Here is a 19,371-nt window from a genome sequence, read left to right as displayed (position 1 = left end):
GGCGACAGCACATCCAGAATGGATGTCGACTGAACCACCGCTTTCGCGAGCAGGCTCGCTCCCACAGTGGTTGCCGATGTAGTTCAAGCCACCGCCGGCCGGGCGATCTGTTGTTGCGCCAGGCCGATGAACGCGCTCATCGCCGAGGTGATCATCGTGTCGTTGCGGCGGATGAACACCGTGGAGACATTGGCGAATTCCGCTGGCAGGGTGTGGCAGCGGATGGCATGGCGCACGCTGCAGTTTTCTGCGATGGCCTTGGGCAACAGGGTCACGCCCATGCCCGCCGCCACGCACGACAGGATGCCGTCGAGCGTGCCCAGTTCCATGATCTGGTTGGGCACAAGACCCACCTGGTAGAACCAGTTCTCCAGGGTCGAGCGATAGAAGCAGCCGGTGCGGAACACCAGCACGGTCTGCTGGGGCATTTTCTCGATCAACGCCGGCAACGTTTCGAACTGGCTGCTGCTGACCAGCACCAACTCTTCGCAAAACACCTCTTCCTGGGCCAGCGCCGAGTTCTGGTGAAAGCCGCCGACGAAGGCACCGTCGAGGCGATGGGCTTCAATGGCCTTGATCAACTCGACCGTGGTGCCGGTGAGCAACGACAACTGCACGTCGGGATACTGCTCGCGGTAGCGGGTCAGCACTTGCGGCAAGCGAATGGCAGCGGTGGTCTCCATCGAGCCGAGCCTGAGCAGGCCGCTCGGGCTGCCGGTGTCCATCAGGGCGCTGCGGCTCTCGTCGGTGAGTTGCAGGATGCGCCGCGCATAACCGAGAAAGGTCTCGCCCGCCGAGGTGAGTACCACGCCTGATTTCTTGCGGATGAACAGTTCGCGATTGAGTTCGGCTTCCAGTTCCTTGACGCGCATGGTGACGTTGGACTGCACGGTATTCACCTGCAACGCGGCGGCGGTGAAGCTGCCCAGTTCGGCCACGGCGCAGAAAATCTTCAGTTGGCGCATTTCCATTTGTTGTCACCATCTATCAGTAGAAGTGATCGCAGACATGCTTAACGATCACTTTACGGCCATTTCTGGTGATTAGTAAAGTGACTAAAACCCCCTGATGAGTGAAGGTCGGCCCATGACACTGATTTCGACAATCGACCATGTCTTCGCTGGAGGCCTGGCGGTATTGCAGCCTGAAGGGCAGCGCACGGGCATCTTCAAGCAACGCCAGGCAGGCCCGGTGCGCGTGGAGTTACAGGGGATCGTCGGCGACCAGCACGGCGACACCCGGGTGCACGGCGGGCCGGAAAAAGCCGTGCATCAGTATGCGGCGCAAAACTACCAGCGTCTGGCGCAGGCCTTTGCGCCCAGTGCCGCGCATCTGGTCGCGGGGAGCCTGGGGGAGAACATTTGCGCATTCGGGCTTTCGGAGCTCAACGTGCACATCGGCGACGTGTTCCGCATCGGCAGCAGCTTGCTGCAGGTCTCCCAGCCGCGCAGTCCCTGCTGGAAGATCAACCATCGTTTCGATGCCGAGCACATGTCGATGTTCGTCGCCCGGGAACGAATCACCGGCTGGTATTACCGGGTGCTCGAGCCGGGCTGGCTGCAAGCGGGGGACCGCATTGAATTGCTGGAACGGCATAACGAACGGTTTTCCATCGACCAGTTCTGGCAGGTGCAATTGGCGCACCGGCCGCTGATCGACGATTTGCTCGCGCTGGCGGACAGCGTCGGCCTGGCCGCGGACTGGAAGCGCCGCCTGGGCGAGCGGGCGAAATGGCTGCTTCATAAAATATGATCCATAAGATCATTAATCATCATTTTACATGATTTGTCGGCGGGCCTACCTTGGGCATGTCGGGTGCGCTCAACGCCCCGGCCTGACAACAACAAGAGATGGCTCTTATCCACCACCAGGGGACAACCCGCCATGAGTACCCAGCCTGCAGACATCGCACACTACATTCACGGTCGCCTGACACCCGGCACTTCCAGTCGCTCGCAGCACGTCACCAACCCCGCCACTGGTGTGGTGATCGGCAAGGTGGCCCTGGCCAGCGCCTCGGACGTCGACGCCGCGGTGGAGTCGGCCGCCGCCGCCTTTCCCGCCTGGTCGGCGACACCGCCGCTGCGCCGCGCGCGCATTCTGTTCAAGTTCCTCGCGCTGCTCAACGAGCACCGCGACACCCTGGCCCGGATGATCACCACCGAACATGGCAAGGTCTTCACCGATGCCCAGGGCGAAGTGACGCGCGGCATCGAGGTTGTCGAGTTCGCTTGCGGCATCCCGCAATTGCTCAAGGGCGACTACACCGAGCAAGTCTCGACCAACATCGATAACTGGACCCTGCGCCAGTCCCTGGGCGTGGTGGCCGGTATCACGCCCTTCAACTTCCCGGTGATGGTGCCGATGTGGATGTTTCCGGTGGCCATCGCCTGCGGCAACACCTTCGTGCTCAAGCCGAGCCCGATCGATCCTTCGCCCTCGCTGCTGATCGCCGAGTTGTTCAAGGAAGCCGGGTTGCCGGACGGTGTGTTCAACGTGGTGCAGGGCGATAAGGAAGCGGTGGATGCGCTGCTCGATCACCCTGAAGTCAAGGCCGTGAGCTTTGTCGGCTCCACGCCAATCGCCAACTACATCTACGAGACCGGTGCTCGCCACGGCAAGCGTGTGCAGGCGTTGGGCGGGGCGAAGAACCACATGGTGGTGATGCCTGATGCCGACGTCGAGCAGGTGGTCGATGCGCTGATCGGGGCGGCTTTCGGTTCTGCCGGCGAGCGCTGCATGGCGATCTCGGTGGCGGTGTTTGTCGGTGATGTGGCCGACAAGGTCATCCCCAAACTGGTGGAACGCACCCGCACGCTGAAGATCCTCGAGGGCATGAACCTGGCCGCCGAAATGGGCCCAATCGTTTCGCGCGTGGCGCACCAGCGCATCACCGGCTACATCGAGCAAGGCATCGCTGAAGGCGCCGAGATGCTGGTCGACGGCCGTGACTTCGATGGCTCGCAGGCCGGCGCCGATTGCGCTGGGGGCTTCTGGCTCGGTGGCACAATATTCGACCATGTCACCCCCGCGATGAAGATCTACCAGGAGGAAATCTTCGGTCCGGTGCTGGCGTGCATGCGGGTCAAGGATTTCGCCGAGGCGGTCGATCTGGTCAATGCCCACGAATTCGGCAACGGCACCGCGTGCTACACACGCGACGGTCATATCGCCCGTGAATTCGCGACCCGCATCCAGGTAGGCATGGTCGGCATCAACGTGCCGATTCCGGTGCCGATGGCGTGGCACGGCTTCGGTGGCTGGAAGCGCTCGCTGTTCGGTGACATGCACGCCTATGGCGAAGAGGGCGTGCGTTTCTACACCAAACAGAAATCGGTCATGCAGCGCTGGCCGAACAGCATTGCCAAGGGCGCCGAGTTTGCCATGCCGACCTCCAAGTAGACCTTCACGCGCTTTCGGGTTGGAGGGTGTGCAGGCGCGGGCTTGCACGCTGTCCATTGTCCCAGGGGGCGGCTGTGCCTTTTCTCAACGGCGGCTTGCTCCCATTTTCTTGCCCAAGGTAAACCGCGATGCCATTGCTCAAGTTCGACATCATTCAAGGCCGTAGCGACGAACAGCTGCGCACTTTGCTGGAGGTGGCGCATCAGGCCATGGTCCAGGCGTTCGAGGTGCCCGCCAGTGATCGCTACCAGAGCGTGACGCAACACCGGCCGGGGGAGTTGGTACTGCACGACACGGGGTTGGGTTACTCGCGATCGGACAATGTGGTGTTGCTGACGCTGATTTCGCGTCCGCGCCCCCAGCAGCAAAAAGTCGCGTTCTACCGCTTGCTGGCCGAGCAGCTGCACGCCGAGTGCGGCCTGTCGCCTGACGACCTGATCGTTTCACTGGTGGAGAACACCGACGCGGACTGGTCGTTCGGTCGTGGCCGCGCGCAATTTCTGACTGCAGAGCTCTAGCGTTCACTTTCATTCATCAGGCCCAGGTGCTGCCATGTCCAATCCACTGTTGTCCCTATTGAACATCCAATGGCCGATCATTCAGGCGCCGATGGTGGGCGTCTCCACACCCCGTCTTGCGGCGGCGGTGTCCAATGCTGGCGGGCTGGGTTCCATCGGCATTGGCGCGAGCAACGTCGAGCAGGCGCGGGCCCTGCTGCGCGAGACGGCGGCGCATACCGACAAACCCTTCAATGTGAATGTGTTCTGTCACCAGCCGGCTGTCCGGGACACCTTGCGGGAATCCAGGTGGTTGCAATTTCTGGCAGGGTTTTTCGCCGAGTTTGGCGCCGAGACACCGGTGTCGCTGCGGGAAATCTACACCTCGTTCGTCGAGGATGCCGACATGCTGCAGATGCTGCTGGAAGAAAAACCGGCGGTGGTCAGCTTCCATTTTGGCCTGCCGCCACAACCGGCCATCGATGCACTCAAGGCCGCTGGCATTCTGCTGCTGTGTTCCGTGACCAGCCTTGCCGAAGCGTTGGCGGCGCAGGACGCGGGGGTGCATGCCCTGGTGGCACAGGGTTACGAGGCGGGTGGGCATCGCGGGGTCTTCGATCCGCGGCAGGATTTGCAGATGGGCACCTGCGCTTTGGTGCGTGTACTGGTCGATGCTTGTCGTCTGCCATTGATTGCCGCGGGCGGCATCATGGACGGCGCAGGCATTAACGCGGTCATGCGGTTGGGCGCCAGTGCCGCGCAGTTAGGCACGGCATTCATTCTCTGCCCGGAATCGTCGGCGAACGGTGCCTACCGCGAAGCGCTCAAAGGCCCGCGCGCGCATCAGACGCACGTCACCAGCGTCATTTCCGGCCGCCCGGCCCGGGGCATGGTCAATCGCAACTTCACCAGCCTCGAAGGGGCAGGCATCGAAATGCCGGACTACCCGCTCACCTATGACGCCAACAAGGCGCTTAATGCCGCGGCAGCGGCTCGGGCCAATAGCGATTTCGCCGTACAATGGGCTGGGCAGGGGGCACCATTGGCTCGGGAACTGCCGGCCGCGGCGTTGGTGAAGCTGCTCGCGGCCGAGATGCAATCCTGAGTGCGGGCTTGTCATGGTTTTGTTGTAACTTGGGCGCCGGGACTGAATCGGTTTGCAAGGGAAGAACCATGACATTGATGGCCGAAAAACTGGTTGGCATCGCAATGACCAACCCGATCAACGTGCAATTGACCTCACGCTTGCCAGCGCTTGGACTTGATCAATGCATGCTCACGGCAGGTTGCCTGTTCCAGGCGGTATGGAATCAAAAGGCACAACGAGATCCTGGCTGGGGCATCAAGGATTACGACGTTTTCTACTTTGACCCCGACCTGTCCTGGGAGGCCGAGAACGAGGTTATCCATCGGGCTCAACGGCTCCTGCAGGATCTTGGGGTCAACGTCGAGTTCAAGAACCAGGCACGCGTGCACCTTTGGTACAGTCAGCGCTTTGGCGGGACTTACCCCAGGCTTGAATCGGCCAGGGACGGGATTGATCGCTACCTGGTGGCGGGTACTTGTATCGGCCTGGATGTTGTCACCGGCGAGGTCTATGCCCCCTATGGCCTGGAGGACTTGGACGATGGTGTGTTGCGCATCAATCCGGCAAACCCCAGGCCTGACTTGTTTGAGCAGAAGGCGAAGAGTTATCAGGTTCGCTGGCCATGGTTGAAGGTCGTGTAAGGCTTGCCTGTCCGCGTTGTGATCGATGATGGTTCCCACGCTCTGCGTCAATGTTGCGCACGGCTCAGGTCATGCGTCGTCAGCGGAACGCGGAGCGTCCCTGGCGGCGTTCCCACGCAGAGCGTGGGAACGATCAACGTGTTCGCTTGAAATCAGGCCGCCTCGCTTTGCTTTTGATCGCGAGCGCCCCGTTAAACCACGATGGCCCATCGCGACGCCCCCTGTAGGAGCGAGCATGTCGAATCGTCGCACCGTCGCGATGGAGGTCAACGATGACGCGGGAAGCCTGACACCCCGGGGAGCTCTCAGGTTTTTCGCGAGCGAGCTCGCTCCTGCAGAAAGGGCGAAACCATAAGCAGCCGTTACCGTAGCAATGGATATGTACGCCAAAAGAATCCAGCAAAAATAGCCTGGGTGGTTTCTCCCATCGAGTGCCGTCAGGCTACAAAGGCCGATACCTGGACGAGGTTGTTGTCCTGGGCTGCCGCAACAAGGTGCAAAGGCACATGCGGTTGCTCGACGGGGGAGGAGATTTCAATGCTTCCCACAATATGCACTTGTCGCTCGCTCAGTCCGGTCGACTCTAGTTCCTTTGCCTTAGCCATTCTCGCGTGGTTCGCTGCGATTTCGTTGAGAGTTGACACGTTACATCTCCGGTGACTGACCAAGCGTTTTGCTGGAGTCCTTTAGCGTTGATTGGATGGCCATCGCGTCAGTTTTATGTCGTTCGCGATGGCTAACGCGGGCCGGTGCAATCCCCACGCCAGAGAAGGCCGGGATTACCCCTGGCGATTTCATTTGCGACGAAAGGTTATCGGCCTCGGGTTAAAACACGATGCCGAGCTTTACGCCGTACTCGTCCCGGGTCTGCTTATCGAAGTCGGTTAGCTGAAATTGACCGTCCAGGTCGTATTTGAAGCGGTTGTAGTAAAGGCTGGCAATCACCGGAATCGATCCCTCCTGGTTGAACAGCCAGCTCAGTTCGACAAATGGATTGGTGGTGTCCTTGAGGTCCTGTTCCTCGCTGTCCACGTTGTGGATTTCCAGCTGCGCATTTCCGTTGATGACCTTGCGAACGCCAGCTTCCAGGCGCAAGGTTGAGGTGCTGAAGGCGTGGTTGTAGCCGGCTGCGACTTTAGCGAAGGGAGTGCGATTGGTGAGATTGATGTCGTACTTGTTGAAATCCGGGTCATAACGATTCCACTTATAGCCTGCTCCGATCAAAACGTCGAAAAAATTCTCGGCATCCAGGGCCATCCTCCAGCCCAGGTCCAGGTCGGCCTGGCCATCGGTGACGCGTTGATGCTTTTCTTCGGAGTACTGCCCGGTGATTTCTGCCTGATACACAAGGCCGCCCCGGCCCGTCATCTTGTTGCCGAAGTTGAGGAACAGTCCTGCTTCGGGAATATGCTCGGAACTGCTGGTCCTGCGGCCTGTAAACTCCAGCTCGCTGTAGCTTCCCAGCAGGCCGACGGAAAAAACAGGGTTTTCAGAAGGTGTTGCGCCAGCGAATGAGGGGGCGACGCCCGCCAGGAGGGAGGTGACAACAGCAGCAAGACTGGTTCTATTCATGAGAACTCCATCAGCGTACTAGGGTCCGTGACGGACCTGTCACTAACAACAATAGTCGGTTTTGGTATAACGTATGACCGGTCGTCGGCGAGTTCTCGAAAAAGATGGCAATTGGCCTTGGTGTCATCTTTTTGTCGTCCATGGGTGCGACTTTGCGGAGTTGCCGTGCGGATCCTTGTCCGACGAACTGCACTTCTGCTCTTTCGATATGTGGCCAGTGCGGGCACAATGCGCATCCTTTTTTTGGCTGGCCTTGCCGGAGGCCTCGAAATGATCAAAACGCCGTACTACCTCATCGATAAGCAAAAGCTGCTGGGCAACATGGAAAAGATTGCCTACGTGCGCGAGCAGTCCGGGGCCAAGGCCCTGCTGGCACTCAAGTGCTTCGCCACCTGGTCGGTGTTTGACCTGATGCAGCAATACATGGATGGCACCACGTCGTCGTCGCTCTACGAACTCAAGCTCGGTCGGCAGAAGTTCGCTGGCGAGACTCACGCCTACAGCGTCGCCTGGGCCGATGACGAAATCGAGGAGATGCTCGACAACTGCGACAAGATCATCTTCAACTCCATCGGCCAGTTGCAGCGCTACACGCAAGCGTCTGAAGGCAAGGTCCGTGGCCTGCGGGTCAATCCGCAGGTGAGCAGCTCCGATTACCTGTTGGCCGACCCGGCACGGCCGTTCAGCCGCCTGGGCGAGTGGGACCCGGTGAAGATCGAGCAGGTCATCGAGCAGATTTCCGGCTTCATGTTCCACAACAACTGTGAGAACGGTGACTTCGGCCTGTTCGACGACATGCTGTGCACCATCGAAGAGCGTTTCGGTCATTTGCTGCACAAGGTCGAGTGGGTCAGCCTCGGTGGCGGTATTCACTTCACCGGCGAAGGCTACGCGCTGGATGAGTTCTGCGCACGCCTCAAGGCGTTTTCGCAAAAGTACGGCGTGCAGGTCTACCTGGAACCGGGCGAAGCGGCGATCACCCAGAGTGCGTCGCTGGAAGTCACCGTGCTGGACACTCTCTACAACGGCAAGCACCTGGCGGTCGTGGACAGCTCTATCGAAGCCCACATGCTCGACCTGCTGATCTACCGCCTGAACGCCAAGCTGGCCCCGAGCGCGGGTGAGCACACCTACATGGTGTGCGGCAAATCCTGCCTGGCCGGCGATATTTTCGGTGAGTACCAGTTCGATCGTCCGCTGGCCATCGGCGACCGCCTGTCGTTCGTCGACGCCGCGGGCTACACCATGGTCAAGAAGAACTGGTTCAACGGCCTGAAGATGCCGTCCATCGTAGTGAAACACCTCGACGGTACTGTCGAGGTGGTTCGTGAGTTCGGTTACAACGACTATATGTCCAGCCTCTCGTAAGCTGGCTGAGAAGGAGAGAGAGAAAAATTGAAGAAGAACGTACTTATCATTGGTGCAGGAGGTGTCGCCAAGGTGGTGGCCCACAAGTGCGCGCAGCACAACGACGAGCTCGGTCGTATTGCTATCGCGTCGCGCAACATCTCCAAATGCCAGGCCATCATCGACAGCGTCAAGGCCAAGGGCAGCCTCAAACAGCCCGCTGAAATCAAGGCATTCACCCTCAATGCCCTGGACGTCGAGGCGACCAAGACGCTGATTCGTGAAACCGAATCGCAGATCGTCATCAACGTCGGCTCCGCTTTCCTCAACATGTCGGTGCTGCGTGCCTGCATCGATACCGGCGCGGCCTACCTGGACACCGCCATCCACGAAGAGCCAGGCAAGATCTGCGAGACGCCACCCTGGTATGGCAACTACGAGTGGAAGCACCTCGAGGAATGCCAGCAGAAGAACGTCACCGCCATCCTCGGCGTGGGCTTCGACCCGGGTGTGGTCAATGCCTATGCGGCACTGGCCCAACAACAGTATTTCGACAGCATTGATTCGATCGATATTCTCGACGTCAATGCCGGTTCCCATGGCAAATATTTCGCCACCAATTTCGATCCGGAAATCAATTTCCGCGAGTTCACCGGGCAGGTGTGGAGCTGGCAGGACAGCCAGTGGACCAGCAACACCATGTTCGAAGTCAAGCGCACCGACGACCTGCCGGTAGTCGGTTCGCAGAACCTGTACCTGACCGGTCACGATGAAGTGCACTCGCTGTCGAAGAACCTCGGCGTGCCTAACGTACGTTTCTGGATGAGCTTCGGCGAGCACTACATCAATGTGTTCACCGTGCTCAAGAACCTCGGCCTGCTTTCCGAGCAACCGGTCAAGACCGCTGAAGGCCTGGAAGTCGTGCCGCTCAAGGTGGTCAAGGCCGTGCTGCCTGATCCGAGCTCGCTGGCGCCTGGCTACACCGGCAAGACTTGTATCGGTGACCTGGTCAAGGGCACCAAGGATGGCCAGCCGCGCGAAGTGTTCATCTACAACGTTGCGGACCACGAGCAAGCTTTTGCCGAAACCGACAGCCAGGGCATTTCCTACACCGCTGGTGTACCACCAGTGGCTGCAGCCCTGCTGGTAGCCCGTGGCGAGTGGGACGTGCAGCGCATGGTCAACGTCGAGGAGCTGCCAGCCGAGGCGTTCCTCAAGGCGCTGGACGTGATGGGCCTGCCGACCCGCATCAAGGACGAGCACGGTGACCGTGCGTGGGACTGCAACGCCTGATTCCAGGCACTTTGTGGGAGCGAGCCTGCTCGCGATGGACTGACGAGCGCTGCGTTTATTCAGTAAACCAGCGTCATCGTTAACGACCATCGCGAGCAGCCTCGCTCCCACATTGGATCAACTGCGCAGATTCGATCAGTGGCGATCCAGCCACACCGTCTGTGCATTGCAGAATTCGCGCACGCCAAAGTGCGAAAGCTCACGGCCGAACCCGCTTTTCTTCACGCCACCGAAGGTCACGCGCGGGTCACTGGCGCAGTAGCCATTGATGAAGACCCCACCGGTTTCCAGTTCGCTGGCCATCTGCTGGGCCTGCTCGACATTGCCGGTATAGACGGTAGCCGCCAGACCGAACTCACTGTCGTTTGCCAGTTCCAGCGCATGCGCTGCGTCACGAGCGGTGATGATCGAAGCGACCGGGCCAAACAGCTCCTGTTTGAATGAAGTCATCTGGTCAGTGACACCCGCCAGCACCGTAGGCTCATAGAAGTTGCCCGGGCCTTGGGCTTTCTTGCCGCCCAGCAACAAGGTCGCGCCTTCCTCCAGGGTGTCGCGCACCTGTTGATCCAGTTCATCGCGCAGATCGAAGCGGGCCATCGGGCCGATGTACGTCTCGGCGGACAGTGGATCACCGACCACCAGTTTGCGCGTGGCGTCGACAAAGCGCCGGGTGAATTCCTCGACTACGCCTTGCTCGACGATCAGCCGCTTGGCGGCCGCACAGACTTGCCCGGTGTTCTGGTAGCGACCGATCACGGCCGCCTGGACGGCGTCGTCGAGGTTGGCATCATTGAGCACGATGAATGGATCGGAACCACCCAGTTCCAGCACGCACTTCTTCAGTGCCGCACCCGCCTGGGCGCCGATGGCCATGCCGGCTCGCACACTGCCGGTCAAGGTGACGGCGGCGATGCGTGGGTCGGCGATCGCCTTGGAAACGCCGTCGGGCGTGACGTTGATGACCTCGAAGACGCCTTCGGCAAAACCCGCCTGCTTGAAGGCGTCCAGCAGCAGGTAGGCACTGCCCATCACATTGGGCGCGTGCTTGAGCACGTAGGTATTGCCGGCCAGCAGGGTCGGGACCGCACCGCGCAGCACTTGCCAGATCGGGAAGTTCCACGGCATGACCGCGAGGATCGGGCCCAGCGGGCGATATTCGATGCGCGCCTTGTTGCCTTCGACCAGGGTGGGTTCAGCACTGAGCATGGCCGGCCCGTGTTCGGCATACCAGTCGCAGAGCTGCGCACATTTTTCGATTTCACCGCGGGCCTGGGCGATCGGCTTGCCCATTTCCAGGGTAATCATGGTGGCCATGGCCTGGGCGTTGTCGCGCAATGCCTGGCCAAGGGCAATCAATCGTTGCACGCGTTGTGCAACCGGCTCGCGGCGCCAGGCGCGGAACCCGTTGGCGGAGCGCGACAGGGCCGCGTCCATTGCCGCTGCGGATTCGAAAGGATAGTGGCCGATCTGTTCACCGGTCGCCGGGTTGATCGAAATGGCGTGGGTAAGGCTGGATATGTTGGTCATGGCACCGTCCTGCGGGGTAAGAATGGGCTCAGGTTACGGTGCTGTATGTTTTCTTGAAACTGAATAATAATGAGCGTCTTGTTCACGTTTGGAGAATGAATTGGACCTGGTTCAGCTCGAGATTTTCAAGGCTGTCGCCGAGCACGGCAGCATCAGCGTCGCCGCGCAGCACATTCATCGGGTGCCTTCGAACCTGACCACGCGGATCAAGCAACTGGAGCAGGATCTGGGTGTCGACCTGTTTATCCGCGAAAAAAGCCGCCTGCGCCTGTCGCCAGCCGGCTGGAGCTTCCTCGACTACGCCCGACGGATTCTCGACCTGGTCCAGGAGGCCCGCGCCACGGTGGCCGGCGAAGAACCCCAGGGTACATTTCCCCTGGGATCCCTAGAGAGCACCGCAGCAGTGCGGATTCCCGAACTGTTGGCAGCCTATAACCAGCAGTACGCCAAGGTTGAACTGGACCTGTCCACCGGACCTTCCGGGACCATGATCGACGGGGTGCTGGCGGGCCGCCTGACCGCCGCGTTTGTCGATGGCCCGGTGCTGCACCCGGCGCTGGAAGGCGTACCGGCATTCGAAGAAGAAATGGTGCTGATTGCACCGCTCAACCACAGCCCGATCCATCGCGCTCAGGACGTGAACGGCGAAAATATCTACGCCTTCCGCTCCAACTGCTCCTACCGCCATCACTTCGAAAGCTGGTTCGCCAACGACGCTGCAGTGCCGGGCAAGATCTTCGAAATGGAGTCCTACCACGGCATGCTCGCCTGCGTCAGCGCCGGTGCCGGCCTGGCCCTGATGCCGCGCAGCATGCTGCAGAGCATGCCCGGCTGCAGCACGGTCAGCGTCTGGCCATTGTCGGAATCGTTCCGTTATTTGCGCACCTGGCTGGTTTGGCGCAGGGGCACGGTGTCGCAGAGCCTGACCATGTTCGTGCGCTTGCTGGAGGAGCGGTGTGAAGCGATGAGTTAGCGGTAAGCGGGGCTGGAATGCGGAGGGCGTGTTCAAAGAAAATTGGTTGGCGCCAGCGGGCGCCATTGCACTGGCCCGAAACGCCTCCACGCCTGCGCGCTCCTGACAAATGCTGGTAGCGGGGTTTGCTCCAGACCCCATAGGGTGACTCGTTCTGGCGGATGATAATGCAGTTGTGATTTGGCGCCCTCGTTAACCATCAACCCCCTGCGAGGGAATTTGCAGAAAACCACGAGGGCCTGAGGGGGGCAGGGCGCTGAAGGTCGAGGTTCAGCGCCCTGGCAGTTTTTTGTCATCTTCAGACTTCGTTAAGAAATCCCTTTGATACTTCTCCCAATTGATCCGGGGGAGGTGTTTTTTTCATGTCCGAATTCAACTGGAATGTGCAGTTGCCGCTGTATTTCGGCCAAGCCGAAACACCGCCAATGAGTCTCCTCAGGGCTTTGCCCGGCGACGAGCAGCGGACCGTCTTCGAAGGCTTCATCCAGCAACGTTTTCGCAAAGCCCACGGCGCCGACATCCGTCATTTCATGCCAGAGCTGTTTGGCATGAACGACGCGTACGGTGCCTTGTGCGCAGTGGCTGGCGTGCGACTGGCAGACACACAACCGCTGTTTCTGGAGGGCTATCTGGACGGGCCGATCGATCCGCTGATCAGTGCCACAGCGGACCGGACCGTGGAGCGATCCGCCATCGTCGAAGTCGGCAATCTGGCGGCCGCCGACACGGGCAGCGCGCGCATGAGCATCATTGCGATGACCTATGTGCTGGCCATGGGCGGCCTGGAGTGGGTGGCGTTCACCGGCAATATTGGCCTGGTGAACAGCTTCCATCGCCTGGGTTTGAAGCCGGTGACACTGTGTGCCGCCGATCCTGCGCGCTTGGGCGAGGACCGCCATGCCTGGGGCAGTTACTACGAAAGCAAGCCCTGGGTCCACGTTGGCAATATCCGCAGTGGGTTTATTCATTTACGCAATATAGGTCTGTTCAGTCGACTGGGTTTGCCTTCGTCCATCGAGGGGTGTTGCCATGTCGCCTGAAGTGGAGCGTTTCAAACAGACGCTGCGCGATCATGCCGCCCGCAAGGGCGATGGCATTGCCTTGTGGGGCGATCAGTTGAAACTGGACTACGCCTCCCTGTACGCCGAAGTGATCGAGCGCCAGCAGCGACTGCGCGATGAACACATCAAGGTGCTTGCCCTGGCGTTGGACAATGGTGTCGAGGCGATGCTCTGGGACCTGGCTGCGTTGTTCGAAGGCTTGACGTGTGTTGCGTTACCGCCTTTCTTCAGCCCCGCGCAGCGCAGTCATTGCCTGGAACAGAGCCAGGCCGAAAGCGTGATCGCTGAACCGCAACAGACAGCCGAACTGCAAGCGGGCGGCTATGAAAAATCCGGCGAGTTCTGGCGCCGTACCTTCAGTGGCTCGAACCGGATGCCCGAAGGCACCGCCAAACTGACGTTTACCTCCGGCACCACGGGGACACCCAAAGGCGTGTGCTTGAGTGCCGACAGCATCCTGCGAGTCGCCCGCGAACTGGATCAGGCCAGTCGAAGCTGCCATCCGCAGCATCATCTGGCGCTGCTGCCGCTCGCCATTTTGCTGGAGAACATCGGTTGTTATGCCGCGTTGTATGCCGGCGCGACCTTGAGCCTGCCCAGCCAGAAAACCCTCGGGATCCAGGGGGCCAGTGGCGTGGATGTGCCGCAACTGCTGGCGTGCCTGGCGAAACGATCGCCCCAGAGCCTGATCCTGGTGCCGCAGTTGCTGCTGATGCTGGTCAGCGCGGCCGAGCAGAAAGCCTTCGACCCACAGCACCTGCGTTTTGCCGCCGTGGGTGGCGCACGGGTTTGCGAAGATCTGTTGCATCGAGCCCAACGTGCAGGCGTGCCGGCTTACGAGGGTTACGGATTGTCGGAATGTGCGTCGGTGGTGTGCCTCAATACACCGCAAGCCTGCCGTCCTGGCAGTGTCGGCCGCCCCTTGCCCCATGTGCAGGTTCGCCTGGCCGACGACGGCGAAGTGCTGATCAAGGGCTCGACCCTGCTGGGTTACTTGGGGGAGGCACCGCACGCTGATGAGTGGTGGCCCAGCGGTGACCTCGGTGAGTTCGACGAGGAGGGATTCCTCTACCTCAAGGGCCGCAAGAAACATCAGTTCGTCACCAGTTTCGGGCGCAACGTCAATCCCGAATGGGTCGAAGCCGAACTGACCCAGCGCCGTCATATCGCCCAGGCCTTCGTCCATGGCGAAGCCCTGCCGGGCAACCATGCATTGCTCTGGCCGCACCGTGCGGACTGCTCGGACGAGCAATTGGCCGCCGCCGTGGCCGAGGCCAACGAGGCCTTACCCGATTACGCCCGGGTCCAGTACTGGACCCGTCTGGAACAACCCTTCACCGTTACAAATGGCCTGCTGACAGCCAACGGTCGACCACGCCGCGACGCCATCGTCGAGCGATACCGGGCGCAGCTGACTGAGTCGGTACTATTCGAGGAACCCGCATCATGAGCTTTTTCGACACCCTGCAAGAGGCCACCCACCAGGAGCGCAGTACGCTGTTCAATCTGCCGATCATCGTCGATGCCCTCGAAGGCAAGGTCAGCCTGGAGAGCTACCGGGCCTTTCTGGCCCAGGCTTACTACCACGTGCGCCATACCGTGCCGTTGATGATGGCCTGCGGTGCACGCCTGCCGTCACGCCTGGAGTGGCTGCGCGAAGCCGTGTGCGAGTACATCGAGGATGAATACGGCCACGAACAATGGGTACTCGATGACATTCAGGCCTGTGGCGGCGACAAGGAGGCGGTGCGCGGCGGCCAGCCGTCGTTGGCCATCGAGCTGATGGTCAGTTTTCTTTACGACTTGATTGCCCGGGGCAACCCGGTGGGGCTGTTCGGCATGGTCAATGTGCTGGAAGGCACCAGCATCGCCCTGGCCACCCATGCCGCTGGCAGCATTCGCGAGCGTCTGGCCCTGCCGCAAAGCGCCTTCAGCTACCTCGATTCCCATGGGTCGCTGGACATCGAGCATATGCAAACTTACCGCCGACTGATGAACAAACTGGACGACCCTGGCGATCAGGCCGCCGTCATTCACGCCTCCAAAGTGGTTTACCGGCTATACGCCGACATGTTCCGTGGCCTGCCACACGACGGGGAGAACCCGCATGCGCCTGTCTGAGACTCGCGTGGTACTGACCGGTGCCAGCGGCGGCATTGGCCTGGCGATCACCACCGCCCTGTGCGCCAGTGGCGCCACGGTGCTGGCCGTGGCCCGACATCGGGAGGCGCTGGAGCCCTTGCTCGAACGCTATCGGGACAGGCTGTTCTGGGTGGGCGCCGACCTGACATTGCAGGCCGACCGGCGCAAGGTGCTGGCCGCCGCCGAAGCGTTGGGCGGGATCAACCTGCTGATAAATGCGGCCGGGGTCAACCACTTCGCCATGCTCGAACAGCTCGAAGACAGCGAAATCAACGCGATGCTGGCGGTGAACATCAGCGCGCCAATTTGCCTGACCAAAACCTTGCTGCCACTGCTCAAGCAGGCGGACAGCGCCATGGTGGTGAATGTCGGCTCGACCTATGGCTCGATTGGCTATGCCGGTTACGCCAGTTATTGCGCGAGCAAATTCGCCCTGCGCGGGTTTTCCGAAGCCCTGCGCCGGGAATTGGCGGACACCCGGGTCGGTGTGTTGTACGTCGCACCGCGCGCCACCCACACAAGCATGAACAGCCCGGCGGCGCAGGCCTTGAATGACGCTCTCAAATCCAGCGTCGACGACCCGCAGACCGTCGCCTCGGCGGTCATCCACGCCATCGCCGGCGACCGCCGCGACCTGTATCTGGGCTGGCCGGAGCGCTTCTTCGTGCGCCTCAACAGCCTGTTGCCCAATCTGGTGGATCGGGGCCTGCGCAAGCAATTGCCGCTGATTCGCCGCCTGAGTCAAAAACCAGACAACGAGAACCTCGAGCCATGAAAAAATTTGCCGCGTATTTGCTGTTGGGAGCCTTGAGCCAGAGCGTCTGGGCCCTGGACGCCGCCGACCAGCAACGTCTTAATGGCATCCAGCAAAGCTGGGCGCATATTCAGTACGAGTTGCCAGAGGAGCAACGCACCGCCGCCTTCGAAAAGCTCGCCACCCAGGCGGCAGCGTTTACCCAGGAGCGCCAATCGGTGGCTGAGGCCTGGATCTGGTCCGGCATCGTCACCAGCAGTTGGGCCGGCGCCCAAGGGGGGCTCGGAGCCCTTGGCAAGGTCAAGGACGCGAAGCAATATCTGGAAAAAGCCCTGACCCTGGACCCCAAGGCCTTGCAAGGTTCGGCCTACACCAGCCTCGGCGCGTTGTATGATCGTGTGCCGGGATGGCCCATCGGTTTCGGTGACTCGGACAAAGCCGAGCAATTGCTCAAGGTCGCTTTGCAGATGAACCCCAATGGCATCGACAGCCTGTACTTTTGGGGTGATCACCTCTACCGTCAAAAGCGCTACGCTGAGGCCAAGGCAGCATTGCAAAAGGCCCTGTCGGCCGCCCCTCGGCCAGGGCGGGAAACCGCCGATGCCGGGCGTCGCAAAGAGATCGAAACACTGCTGGTGGATGTGAACAAGAAACTCGGCTGACAGGAGTCCGCGTGCGTTTACTACTGATTGAAGATGACGTGGCCCTCGGTGAAGGGATTCATCAAGCCCTGGAGCGCGAAGGTTATACCGTCGACTGGTTGCGCGATGGCAGCAGCGCCTTGCATGCATTGCTCAGCGAAACCTTTGACCTGGCATTGCTTGACCTTGGCCTGCCGCGCATGGACGGGCTCGAAGTGCTGCGGCGCCTGCGCGACAGCGGTTCGAACCTGCCGGTGCTGATTCTCACGGCCCGGGATGCCACCGAAGACCGCATAGCCGGGCTCGACGCCGGGGCTGACGATTACTTGATCAAGCCTTTCGATTTAGCCGAACTCAAGGCGCGCCTGCGGGCGCTGTTGCGGCGCAGTGCCGGCCGCGCACAGGCGTTGATCGAGCACGCTGGCATCCGGCTCAACCCTGGCACCCAGCAAGTCAGCTACCAGGGCGAACCGGTGGCGCTCACGCCCAAGGAGTATCAGCTGCTGCATGAACTCCTTTCGCCCCCGGGCCGGGTCATGACCCGCGACCATTTGATGCAGTTGCTCTACGGCTGGAACGAAGAGGCTGAAAGCAACACCCTGGAAGTGCACATCCATCACCTGCGCAAGAAATTCTCCACCGACCTGATCCGTACCGTTCGCGGCGTCGGTTATCTGGTGGAGGAGCGTCGGTGACGTCGATCCGCCGTCGTACCCTGACGCTGATCATTGGCCTGATGCTCGCGGGCCTGGGTGTGATCAGCGCCTTGAACCTGTACGACAGCCATCACGAAATTGCCGAAGTCTACGATGCCCAACTCGCGCAAAATGCGCGATTGCTGCAAGGCGTGTTCCGCATGCCACTGGCCAGCAAGGAACACGCCGAGTTGTACCAGGCGTTCAACGAAGCCCTGGGCGAAGCGGTGCCCAGGGGGGATGGTCATCCCTATGAAAGAAAAATTGCCTTCCAGGTCTGGAATCCCCAGGGCGAAGTGCTGGTGCACACTGCCAGCGCTCCCTCTTTCACTGCTGCCCCCTCTACGCCCGGCTTTAGCGATGTAGTGGACCTGAATAACCGCCACTGGCGCGCGTTCCTGCTGGAAGACAAGCAGAATCACCTGCGGATCTGGGTCGGTGAGCGGGACGACGTGCGAGCGGACCTGGTCGACCGGATCGTGCGTCATACCCTTTGGCCCAACGTGTTGGGCAGCCTGTTGCTCGCGGTGATGGTCTGGCTGGCCATTGGCTGGGGTCTCAAGCCGCTGGCGAACATGGCGGCGACCCTGCGCGCACGGCACAGCGGTTCATTGGAGCCTTTGCACCTGTCGCCACTGCCCAGCGAACTGGAGCCCATGCAAGCGGCGCTCAACCGCGTGCTCGCGCAGATCCAGGAAGTTCTGGGGCGTGAGCGACGGTTCATCGCTGACGCCGCCCACGAAATGCGCACGCCGCTGGCGGTGCTGAGGGTGCATGCCCAGAACTTGATGGAGGCGGAGAGCGAGGAGGAGCGCCGCGCATCACTGGAGCACCTGATCGCCGGCGTGGACCGTACCAGCCGACTGGTCAACCAATTGCTCACGATGGCGCGCATCGAACCCCAGGCAGCCATTCGACCACCGGAATACATTGACCTGGAGGCCACGGTTCGCGACAGCCTGATTCAGTTGACGCCCTGGCTGTTGGGTAAAAACCTGGAACTGGTGTTCGATGTCAGCGGCGACGTCAGCCAGGTCAGAATCGATCCCGCTGCCATCGACATTGCGTTGAACAATCTGGTGACCAATGCGGCGAACTTCTCGCCTGTGCACGGGGTGATCACCGTAAGGCTGGCCAAAACAGAACAGGGCTATGAATTGTCCGTGGAGGACGAGGGGCCGGGGATCAAGGAAGAGGACCGTGAGCGGCTGTTCGAACGATTCTACAGCCGGGCAAATGACGAGGGAGCAGGCTTGGGCCTGACCATCGTCCGGGCCATCGCGGATCGCCTGGGCGGGCAGGTCAAACTGGAGAATCGCTTAGAGGGGGGATTGCGCGCTTCGTTGGAAATTCGGCGCTTTTGACCTTGCCATGGACATGACGCAAAGTGCCCAGGTTACTCAGAAGAGCAACCACGCAAAAAAGCTTTGCCCCACCACTTGGTGCCTCGCTAAGGCTCGGCATGCGCCCAAATCTAACGCCAAAGCGAGGCGGCCTTAAAACCGACCTGACTTTTTCAGATATCCGCAATCCACTGTGGGAGCGAGCCTGCTCGCGAAAAATGTCCAGACAACGCGTTCATCCAGAAAGGGCGCGTTATCGTTGACGTCCATCGCGAGCAGGCTCGCTCCCACAGGGGATCGGCGACAGACCTGCACTCAGTTCGACTTTAAGGCCGCCTTGCTTTTGCTTTGGCTTTTGATTTTCTTGCCCTATATCAGTGGCTGGTTGGCTGACCA

General features: G+C 60.7%; 19 protein-coding genes. 15 read left to right on the top strand and 4 right to left on the bottom strand.

Features of this window, described 5'->3' with window-relative positions; all coding sequences use genetic code 11:
• Positions 1–83 precede the first annotated feature (83 nt).
• Positions 84–971: a LysR family transcriptional regulator gene (locus AC3WWR_RS26220; protein WP_033043782.1), complete on the bottom strand. Its 888-nt coding sequence runs from the start codon at positions 969–971 to the stop codon at positions 84–86.
• A 115-nt stretch (positions 972–1,086) separates the two neighbouring features.
• Here AC3WWR_RS26220 and AC3WWR_RS26215 point away from each other — a divergent pair, with 115 nt between their 5' ends.
• The 5 genes from AC3WWR_RS26215 to AC3WWR_RS26195 all read left to right on the top strand — a co-directional run bounded on the left by AC3WWR_RS26215 (position 1,087) and on the right by AC3WWR_RS26195 (position 5,627).
• Positions 1,087–1,752 (top strand): MOSC domain-containing protein, encoded by a 666-nt coding sequence (locus AC3WWR_RS26215; protein ID WP_033043779.1) that lies wholly within the window; start codon positions 1,087–1,089, stop codon positions 1,750–1,752.
• 132 nt (positions 1,753–1,884) lie between these two features.
• Entirely contained in the window at positions 1,885–3,402 is a 1,518-nt protein-coding gene (locus AC3WWR_RS26210) for a CoA-acylating methylmalonate-semialdehyde dehydrogenase (protein WP_083348900.1), read from the top strand.
• A gap of 128 nt (positions 3,403–3,530) precedes the next feature.
• Positions 3,531–3,920, top strand: a complete 390-nt coding sequence (locus tag AC3WWR_RS26205; RefSeq protein ID WP_033043775.1) for a tautomerase family protein — start codon at positions 3,531–3,533, stop codon at positions 3,918–3,920.
• A 34-nt stretch (positions 3,921–3,954) separates the two neighbouring features.
• A complete protein-coding gene (locus tag AC3WWR_RS26200) occupies positions 3,955–5,004 on the top strand; it encodes an NAD(P)H-dependent flavin oxidoreductase (RefSeq protein ID WP_033043774.1) in 1,050 nt (349 codons plus the stop codon).
• Between the two features lie 68 nt (positions 5,005–5,072).
• The gene (locus AC3WWR_RS26195) at positions 5,073–5,627 is read left to right on the top strand and encodes a nucleotidyltransferase family protein (RefSeq protein ID WP_492599189.1); all 555 of its coding nucleotides are present in this window, start codon (positions 5,073–5,075) and stop codon (positions 5,625–5,627) included.
• A gap of 437 nt (positions 5,628–6,064) precedes the next feature.
• Here the strand turns inward: AC3WWR_RS26195 and AC3WWR_RS26190 are convergent, their stop codons facing one another.
• A complete protein-coding gene (locus tag AC3WWR_RS26190; RefSeq protein ID WP_033044665.1) occupies positions 6,065–6,271 on the bottom strand; it encodes a hypothetical protein in 207 nt (68 codons plus the stop codon).
• 181 nt (positions 6,272–6,452) lie between these two features.
• Positions 6,453–7,199, bottom strand: coding sequence for a hypothetical protein (locus tag AC3WWR_RS26185; protein ID WP_489325375.1), 747 nt, complete (start codon positions 7,197–7,199; stop codon positions 6,453–6,455).
• A 270-nt stretch (positions 7,200–7,469) separates the two neighbouring features.
• On the opposite strand from AC3WWR_RS26185, the gene AC3WWR_RS26180 reads away from it, so the two are divergent.
• Both AC3WWR_RS26180 and AC3WWR_RS26175 read left to right on the top strand, forming a co-directional pair.
• Complete coding sequence (locus AC3WWR_RS26180) at positions 7,470–8,567, top strand: carboxynorspermidine decarboxylase (protein ID WP_492599188.1); 1,098 nt, start codon at positions 7,470–7,472, stop codon at positions 8,565–8,567.
• A gap of 27 nt (positions 8,568–8,594) precedes the next feature.
• On the top strand, positions 8,595–9,839 hold the full coding sequence (locus AC3WWR_RS26175; protein ID WP_020801089.1) for a saccharopine dehydrogenase family protein: 1,245 nt from the start codon (positions 8,595–8,597) through the stop codon (positions 9,837–9,839).
• Positions 9,840–9,974: 135 nt separating this feature from the next.
• Here AC3WWR_RS26175 and AC3WWR_RS26170 read toward each other — a convergent pair whose 3' ends face one another.
• The gene (locus AC3WWR_RS26170; RefSeq protein ID WP_492599187.1) at positions 9,975–11,366 is read right to left on the bottom strand and encodes an aldehyde dehydrogenase family protein; all 1,392 of its coding nucleotides are present in this window, start codon (positions 11,364–11,366) and stop codon (positions 9,975–9,977) included.
• Positions 11,367–11,466: 100 nt separating this feature from the next.
• Between AC3WWR_RS26170 and ptrR the strand changes: the two genes are divergently transcribed.
• The 8 genes from ptrR to AC3WWR_RS26130 all read left to right on the top strand — a co-directional run bounded on the left by ptrR (position 11,467) and on the right by AC3WWR_RS26130 (position 18,996).
• Positions 11,467–12,339: a putrescine utilization regulator PtrR gene (gene ptrR / locus AC3WWR_RS26165; protein ID WP_033043750.1), complete on the top strand. Its 873-nt coding sequence runs from the start codon at positions 11,467–11,469 to the stop codon at positions 12,337–12,339.
• A 362-nt stretch (positions 12,340–12,701) separates the two neighbouring features.
• Positions 12,702–13,379 carry a thermostable hemolysin gene (locus AC3WWR_RS26160; protein WP_020801086.1) on the top strand — a complete coding sequence of 226 codons (678 nt, stop codon included), beginning with the start codon at positions 12,702–12,704 and terminating at the stop codon, positions 13,377–13,379.
• A complete protein-coding gene (locus tag AC3WWR_RS26155) occupies positions 13,369–14,850 on the top strand; it encodes an AMP-binding protein (RefSeq protein ID WP_168757933.1) in 1,482 nt (493 codons plus the stop codon). Before AC3WWR_RS26160 ends, AC3WWR_RS26155 begins: the two co-directional genes overlap by 11 nt.
• Positions 14,847–15,521 carry an iron-containing redox enzyme family protein gene (locus AC3WWR_RS26150; protein WP_033043748.1) on the top strand — a complete coding sequence of 225 codons (675 nt, stop codon included), beginning with the start codon at positions 14,847–14,849 and terminating at the stop codon, positions 15,519–15,521. Before AC3WWR_RS26155 ends, AC3WWR_RS26150 begins: the two co-directional genes overlap by 4 nt.
• Positions 15,508–16,317 carry an SDR family oxidoreductase gene (locus AC3WWR_RS26145; protein WP_168757935.1) on the top strand — a complete coding sequence of 270 codons (810 nt, stop codon included), beginning with the start codon at positions 15,508–15,510 and terminating at the stop codon, positions 16,315–16,317. Before AC3WWR_RS26150 ends, AC3WWR_RS26145 begins: the two co-directional genes overlap by 14 nt.
• Positions 16,314–16,958: a tetratricopeptide repeat protein gene (locus AC3WWR_RS26140; RefSeq protein WP_432669470.1), complete on the top strand. Its 645-nt coding sequence runs from the start codon at positions 16,314–16,316 to the stop codon at positions 16,956–16,958. Before AC3WWR_RS26145 ends, AC3WWR_RS26140 begins: the two co-directional genes overlap by 4 nt.
• Positions 16,959–16,969: 11 nt before the next feature.
• Positions 16,970–17,632 (top strand): response regulator, encoded by a 663-nt coding sequence (locus AC3WWR_RS26135; protein ID WP_020801081.1) that lies wholly within the window; start codon positions 16,970–16,972, stop codon positions 17,630–17,632.
• Positions 17,629–18,996 carry a sensor histidine kinase gene (locus AC3WWR_RS26130; RefSeq protein WP_020801080.1) on the top strand — a complete coding sequence of 456 codons (1,368 nt, stop codon included), beginning with the start codon at positions 17,629–17,631 and terminating at the stop codon, positions 18,994–18,996. Before AC3WWR_RS26135 ends, AC3WWR_RS26130 begins: the two co-directional genes overlap by 4 nt.
• Positions 18,997–19,371 lie beyond the last annotated feature (375 nt).

The sequence above is a fragment of the Pseudomonas sp. EB271-G4-1 genome, from assembly GCF_058791355.1.
The sequence above is the reverse complement of the archived record's forward strand: the minus strand, read 5'-3'. Positions and strand labels throughout refer to the sequence as shown.